Genomic DNA, 6,868 nt, shown 5'->3' on the forward strand with positions numbered 1-6,868 from the left:
TGATTATACGATAAAACGTCATTTTCCTAAGCTGGCACAGGTTGAACATCCGTATCTATCTTTATTAAAGGAAGTGATCAAGCGGCAGGCTTCGTTAGTAGCTAAATGGCAGCTTGTCGGATTTATTCATGGGGTGATGAATACAGATAATATGACGATTAGCGGGGAGACGATTGATTATGGCCCATGTGCGTTTATGAATACATTTGATCCCAACACGGTTTTCAGTTCGATTGATACAGGAGGTCGTTATAAATATGGGAACCAACCTCCGATTGCACACTGGAATCTTACGCGTTTTGCAGAAACCTTACTTCCACTTTTAGATGAAGATGAAAAACATGCGATCAAGCTGGCAGAAGATGCGCTTGATGAGTTTCCGCGTTTGTTCAATGAATTTTGGCTTGACGGGATGCGTGGGAAACTAGGAATTTTTACCGAAGAGCCGGGAGATCAGGAATTGTTCAAAGATCTTCTTCAGGCGATGGGAAAATATGAAGCAGACTTTACAAATACTTTCCTAGCATTGACTTTTAATAGGCTGGAAGGTATGACATTATTTCACTCGGAAGAATTTAAAAATTGGCATAAACAGTGGCAAAAGCGACTAGAGCGGCAGGAAAAAACGAAAGATGATGTGTTTGAGTTGATGAAAAAAACTAATCCAGCAATCATTCCGAGAAATCACCTTGTGGAAGAGGCACTGGAAGCGGCAGTAGAAAATGACGATTACTCTGTATTGGAAAATCTATTGGACGCTTTATCAGATCCATTTGCACATACAAAAAAGCAGGCAGAATATGCCAAAGTACCCGTTCCTACTACACCTTATCAAACATTTTGCGGGACGTGAGTATTTAAAGGAAATTTTAACGTTAATAAAGAAGTGATCGCTATTAATCATGGAGCGGTTACTTCTTTTTGTATTAAGGAGCAAAAGACGCGTATCAATTTTTTTTAGCTTCGCTGATTTTTTGGGAACTCACTGTATGATCGATAAATTATGTTGATTTTATTTCGAAATAGCTGAATTATAGATTGAATCCGCTTTATTCACTTGAAATTCGCTGATTATTTGATCTAACGAGATGATGGATTAAAAAATTAGCAAGTCTGTCCTATCCACTGCATAGCATGTACTAAAGAGAACTGTCAATGGAGGTGCTTATCATTGCAACAGCAATTATTAAACTGGTTTCGCTATGCAATAGGATATGTTTTTATTTCATCCGGTATTGTAAAGCTATTAGTTCCAAATTTTAAAGATGTATTTTTAAGTTTTGGGCTTCCGTTTCCAACAACTACTCTTTTTCTCGTGGCCATTATCGAAATCGCTTGCGGTGCACTCATTATAGCTAAAATGTTTTTAAAGTATGCAACGATCCCACTCATCATCATTATGATTGGAGCACTCGGTATTGCTAAATTTCCAATTTTATTATCGGAAGGTATTTTATCATTTATATTTGAATCAAGACTTGATATTGTAATGCTTATCCTGCTTATTTTTTTATGGCGTCATCATGAAGAAGTGTAGAAACGGCTAACCCCTAACGCTTAGAGATGAACTTTAACACAATTCTAGCCCCTAAAACTATTGTGATAAAAAATTCTTCTCCAGTCTTTTGATTCATCATATAACACCATTCCTACTGTCGCGCAACTGATACCCAATTCTGTTTCTAATGAAGTTGATCATCGCAACTCCAATGACATAGTTTTAATACCAGTAGTTTCGCTGGATCCGATGTGGCAGATCTTTCAAAAATGAAGTAATAATTTGAGTAAAAATACAAGGCAGCCCTTTTTGAATCTGCCCTTTAGATTTGATATACTGTTAATAGAATAAATATAAAATGTTTTCTAGGGTTCCGCAACCATATTGTTGGTCTGGTCCGAGAGAAAACTCACAGACATGCTGTGCCACGGAAGGATAAAAGCCTGGGAGATAACTGTTAAACAGTTTCTCTTGGGCTTTTTTTATTTTTATGTCAATACTAAAATAGGAGGTAATTTTAGATGAATAAAAACTGGATTAAATTATTTATTGCAGCCATTTTAGAAGTGTTTTGGGTAATTGGATTAGCTCATGCATTTGATTTTTGGACGTGGACGGCTACAGTAATTTTGATTATTTTAAGTAATTATTTAATGATAACAGTTGCACAAGAGCTTCCGGCTGGAACAGTATACGCCGTTTTTGTCGGATTAGGTGCAGGAGGTACTTTTGTTGCGGAAATTTTATTCTTTGGAGAACCATTCAGATGGGGAAAAACTCTTCTAATCGCAGTCCTGTTATTAGGAGTTATTGGCTTGAAATTAGTTACAGATAATGAAAGTAAAGTGGTTAAGGAAGGGGGAAGATCATAATGGCATGGTTTATTTTAATTATCGCAGGTCTATGTGAGACATTTGCTGTTGCCATGATTAATCAATTATCTGTAAAACGAAATTGGCAAACAGTTATTTTAATAATTTTAGGGCTTGGATCAGCTCTTGCACTTCTAAGTTATTCATTGCAATCTATTCCTATGGGAACAGGCTACGCAATTTGGACAGGGATTAGTGTAGTTGGGAGTGCCTTAATAGGAATGTTTTATTTTGGAGAGTCAAAGGATTGGAGGAGAATATTATTTATAACTCTAATATTAAGTTCTGCAATTGGATTAAAACTTATTTCTTAATTTAATATCGACAAATGTATGAAACCGTGGACAAACTAACTATTAAAATATAAGACTATTGAAGTCAATGTGCCAATGATTAATAATCTTATTTTTTACCACTTCATCCTTCATGATGGTTGAATTTGTTGTTATAAAAATAGCTTGATTGCTAATCAGATCAACCAAATTCCACCGAGTTAAAATTTTAGAAACCGACCCAGTTGATTGAAGCAACTAGCATTTATGATAAAATGAAAGAACGTGTTTCGTAGAATTGGATGTAGGAGTGGAATACTATTGAATAAAAAAGACATCGCACATTTTCGTAGACAGCTAAAACTAAATAATGACCTGTTAACGATTAGAGAAATTTTTAATGTATATATTATGAAGGAATCAAGTGAAATTTATCATCAGCAAAGCATGCCGTTTGACCTGTTGGAAGAGGAGCAGAAAGAGTTATTTATGGAGAATTTTAAAAAAGTTCTTTCCGGGCAGTTGGATCAAAAATTATTTGAATTAAAGTTCCAGCGTGATGTGGAAGATAGTAGTCAGCTCATTCTTCATAAAGGTTTGTTAAGTGATAAAGAGGAATGGAAAGAGCATATGTTACAGCTTGTGGAAAAGATGCTAAAGGACAAACAGTATGAAATGGATATGGTGGTGACGTTTATTCGGGGAGAATATCAACGTCCTATGAAAAAAAAGAGTGAAGAATCGGATGAAAACGAGCGAGATACGGTTTATGCGCATTCTTTTATTTTATGTAGTATGAATAAAACACAGGATCCGAAAAATGAGTTACTGTTCGATTATGTGGAAAAAGAATTTAAGTACAATGTTGTCGTTGATCCAGTGATTAATTTAAAGGCTCCGACATCTGGATTTCTATTTCCATGTTTTACCGATAATGCCTCAGATGTGAACCATGTGCTGTATTCGGCGGGGAAAGCGTATGAACTGGATTACCATTTTATCGAGGAAGTATTGAATGCAGAAGATACAATGACGGCTGCTGAGGATAAAATTGTTTTTGAAGAGATTGTGAAAAAAGTAGCTGGTGACCAGATGAATACAGAGACACTTTCGAATGTATATGAAGAGATTCATCAAGTGGTAGAGGGAAATGAAGAGGAAGAAGTACCGACACTAGATTATAAAGATGTGGAAAACGTGTTGAAAATAAGTGGTGTAGAAGATGTTGAAAGAGACCAAGTGGAAGCGGCTTTTGAAACCGTAATTGATGACAAGACTTATGAGTTAAAAGCGAATAATATTCTCCCAAAATATACGTCAAAATCAATAAAAATCAAAACAAAAGTAGCGGATATTAAAGTGAGCCCGCAAGATTTGAAATATGTACGCCAAGTTAATGTAGACGGTAAACTTTGTTTGATGATTGAGGTAGAAGAAAATACCGTCATTGAAGGGTTTGAAATGATACCTGAGGCGTTGTTTAAGGAAAAAGTTCTGTGAAGTAATAAACAGGAAACTTGTGGAAGTTTCCTGTTTATTCAGTTATACTAACGGTAGTGTGATAGGGCTTTCATGGGTGGTGGCTCGCTTTCTTTCCTTGCTTTTTTAAAAGGAGGGGAGGTGGTGCCTATGACAGTTTTTGAGTCACTGATTATTATGCTTACATTTGGAGCATTAATCGTGGCCATTTTGTCAGAAAAAAGAAACTAATCACCCTTGAGCCCAACAAGCAAATAGGGTGATTAGTTTCGCCTGATTTTGCGAGTCGCTCCTTTGAAGGGCTATTACGCTAGACCGTTCCATGTTACAAGCATGGACGGTCTTTATTATATTATGACTATCTATTTATAGTATACCCTAATTTTTGTATAATTGAAACTACTATGTTGAAATATGAACTTGACTTATTTTGCAGATAAATTTAAAATGTAAATGAATCTTAAAGTTAAGGAGGATTATAAAAAAGTGACACATGCAATGAGACTTCGTATCCCATTTTTGAACCAGTAATCAAATAGGCTCAAGAAGGCTCTGTTTGTTTTACAGAGTAAATGGGAGTAGTCTGTCCTTTTTTAATAATCTTCATTTCGAATAAATGATCTTACGTGAAGAAAGACGGATGGTACTGTCTTTCTTTTTTTATTAGGAAAATATAAAATTCTATAGCTGTGGATAGGTTTCGTTGCAGGAATAGCCACGTCCGACTACAGCGCTTTTTTCCTAGGAAAATTATTTCTATGCTAATCGAATAAAGGATAAGGCATATTCCCTTTACTACTTTGTCGCAGGCAGATGTCTGTTTTTTTCGTTACAACAGTGTAGTAGGAGGGAAACAGAATGCAATTTTTGTTGTACTTTTGATTGATACGAGTTTGATCAGATGAATTAAACTCGTATCGATCTATGGCTATCGATACGAAATGAAACAATTTCGGGAGGTAGCAAAAGATGGAACAAATTTGTTTTGAAATAAAAGATATCGAACCTGAATTATTCACAAAAATTCTATAACGCAGTTACATCGCTTGCCATTCAAGCGTTTTGAACCCAAAGTCTTTTCACCTGATAAATGAAAAAAGAATCCGTTTCTGTTAGAGTTAAATTACCACAAATAACCACAGAAAGGATTCTTATATGGCTACTTTACCGCAATTAACACTAGATTTCAATCGTCAAATTAAATTGTCCAATAACGGAGGTTCCCTTTCCTCCGACACAGGTGAACTAGTAATCAGGGAATTTGATGAAAAAATTAGTTTTTCCCATACTTTGGATAAACATTTGGAACTAAAAGATAACAGACAGTACTTCACGTATTCCAATGAGGCACTTTTGCGCCAAAAGATATACCAAGTGGTTGCTGGTTACGCCGAAGATGATGCTGCTGACCAATTGACGAATGACCCTGTTTTCACCCAAGTCGTTGGTATGGAGACACTAGCTTCACAACCCAGTTTATCGCGTCTGTTCCCACGATTTGATAAAGAATCAATCAACCAAATGAATCAGGCCAATCAAGAGATGTTGGATAAGGTGCATCAATTTCGGAATTCCAAATGGATCATCTTTGATTTGGACTCTACTCATTCGGATACGTTCGGCGACCAGGAAGATACAGCTTTCAATTCTCATTACGGTACAGTTGGATTTCATCCACTAGTAGCTTTTGATGGTGCCACTGGTGACTTTTTGAAAGCCCAACTTCGGCCAGGGAATGTGTATACTTCCAATGGTGTAGTAGATTTTATTGAACCAATGATTACACACTATAATGAAAAGTTTCCTGAAACTGTACCATTTCTACGTGGTGACAGTGGGTTTGCTGTTCCAGAATTGTATGAGCTATGTGAAAAGGAATCCGTTTATTATGTGATTCGTTTGAAATCCAACCCAATTCTGCAACAGCTTGCGAATGATTTTCATCCCGCAACAGCACCGACTGATGTGTCACAGTCTGAATACTATTTCGAAGAAACGGAATATCAAGCCAAATCTTGGTCCAAACCACGAAAAGTGATTATCCAATCCGTGCGCCCGGCGGGCGAATTGTTTTTTACGCATTCCTTCTTTGTTACGAACCTAGTTGATGCCTTTACTCCCAAGGATATCGTTCGTACTTATCAAAAAAGAGGTACGATGGAAAACTATATAAAGGAAGCAAAAAATGGTTTTAATCTGGATCGGATGAGCAGTCACTCTTTTGAGAGCAACGAAGTAAGAATGATGATAAGTCTATTGGCATATAACCTCGTCAATTGGCTACGGACCCTTTGTTTCCCGGATAGACAAAAGAATATGCAAATTCAAACAATACGAACCAGGATTATTAAAGTGGCAAGCCGACTGGTCAAATCCGGTCGTTCCTTGCATTTTAAATTATCGTCTAGCTTTGTATATCAATCATTCTTTTGGAATGTAATGCAAAGGGTTCAAATGCTCAAGCTTGAATGAAAGTGAGTGAATTTCCTACTTTTTTAAAGCAGTAGTAAGTCCAAGGGATAAGTATGCCCAAAAACAGTGGATTTTTTAGGGCGGCAACACCCAAATCTGATTATTTTATTATTTCCATCTGTTTTTTCTGCTTTATCATCAAAAATCATTCACATTTAATTTTTTCTACCTTCTATTTGGAGGTATGAATAATTCAGGATCGAAGTAAGTTTTTTGGATAAAAAGATTTTGAAAATTGACCGATTAGCGGTTCATCAATTTGATCGGATTGGTAT

Annotated in this window: 6 protein-coding genes and 1 riboswitch; all 6 genes read left to right on the plus strand. The window is 36.2% G+C overall.

The genetic code is table 11. The features are described from left to right. Positions 1-853 (plus strand): protein adenylyltransferase SelO family protein (locus tag ACPYKA_RS17115; protein WP_479543425.1); only part of this gene is annotated, 853 nt, incomplete at its 5' end. Between the two features lie 318 nt (positions 854-1,171). Then, the gene (locus ACPYKA_RS17120) at positions 1,172-1,537 is read left to right on the plus strand and encodes a DoxX family protein (RefSeq protein WP_479543426.1); all 366 of its coding nucleotides are present in this window, start codon (positions 1,172-1,174) and stop codon (positions 1,535-1,537) included. 315 nt (positions 1,538-1,852) lie between these two features. Next, positions 1,853-1,950, plus strand: a riboswitch (guanidine-I (ykkC/yxkD leader). 69 nt (positions 1,951-2,019) lie between these two features. Continuing rightward, complete coding sequence (locus ACPYKA_RS17125; RefSeq protein WP_479543427.1) at positions 2,020-2,370, plus strand: DMT family transporter; 351 nt, start codon at positions 2,020-2,022, stop codon at positions 2,368-2,370. After that, a complete protein-coding gene (locus ACPYKA_RS17130; protein ID WP_479543428.1) occupies positions 2,370-2,684 on the plus strand; it encodes a DMT family transporter in 315 nt (104 codons plus the stop codon). Before ACPYKA_RS17125 ends, ACPYKA_RS17130 begins: the two co-directional genes overlap by 1 nt. A 279-nt stretch (positions 2,685-2,963) precedes the next feature. Continuing rightward, complete coding sequence (locus ACPYKA_RS17135; RefSeq protein WP_479543429.1) at positions 2,964-4,142, plus strand: DUF4317 domain-containing protein; 1,179 nt, start codon at positions 2,964-2,966, stop codon at positions 4,140-4,142. Positions 4,143-5,276: 1,134 nt separating this feature from the next. Continuing rightward, entirely contained in the window at positions 5,277-6,593 is a 1,317-nt protein-coding gene (locus ACPYKA_RS17140) for an IS1380 family transposase (protein WP_479543430.1), read from the plus strand. Positions 6,594-6,868: the final 275 nt, after the last annotated feature.

Origin of the sequence: Pseudogracilibacillus amylolyticus (SeqCode) (assembly GCF_051918545.1) — a bacterium.
Classification (GTDB): domain Bacteria; phylum Bacillota; class Bacilli; order Bacillales; family Amphibacillaceae; genus Pseudogracilibacillus.

Coding starts and splice junctions, on each gene's coding strand:
- ACPYKA_RS17125 (WP_479543427.1), top strand. CDS start 2,020: ATGAATAAAAACTGGATTAAATTATTTATTGCAGCCATTTTAGAAGTG.
- ACPYKA_RS17140 (WP_479543430.1), top strand. CDS start 5,277: ATGGCTACTTTACCGCAATTAACACTAGATTTCAATCGTCAAATTAAA.
- ACPYKA_RS17130 (WP_479543428.1), top strand. CDS start 2,370: ATGGCATGGTTTATTTTAATTATCGCAGGTCTATGTGAGACATTTGCT.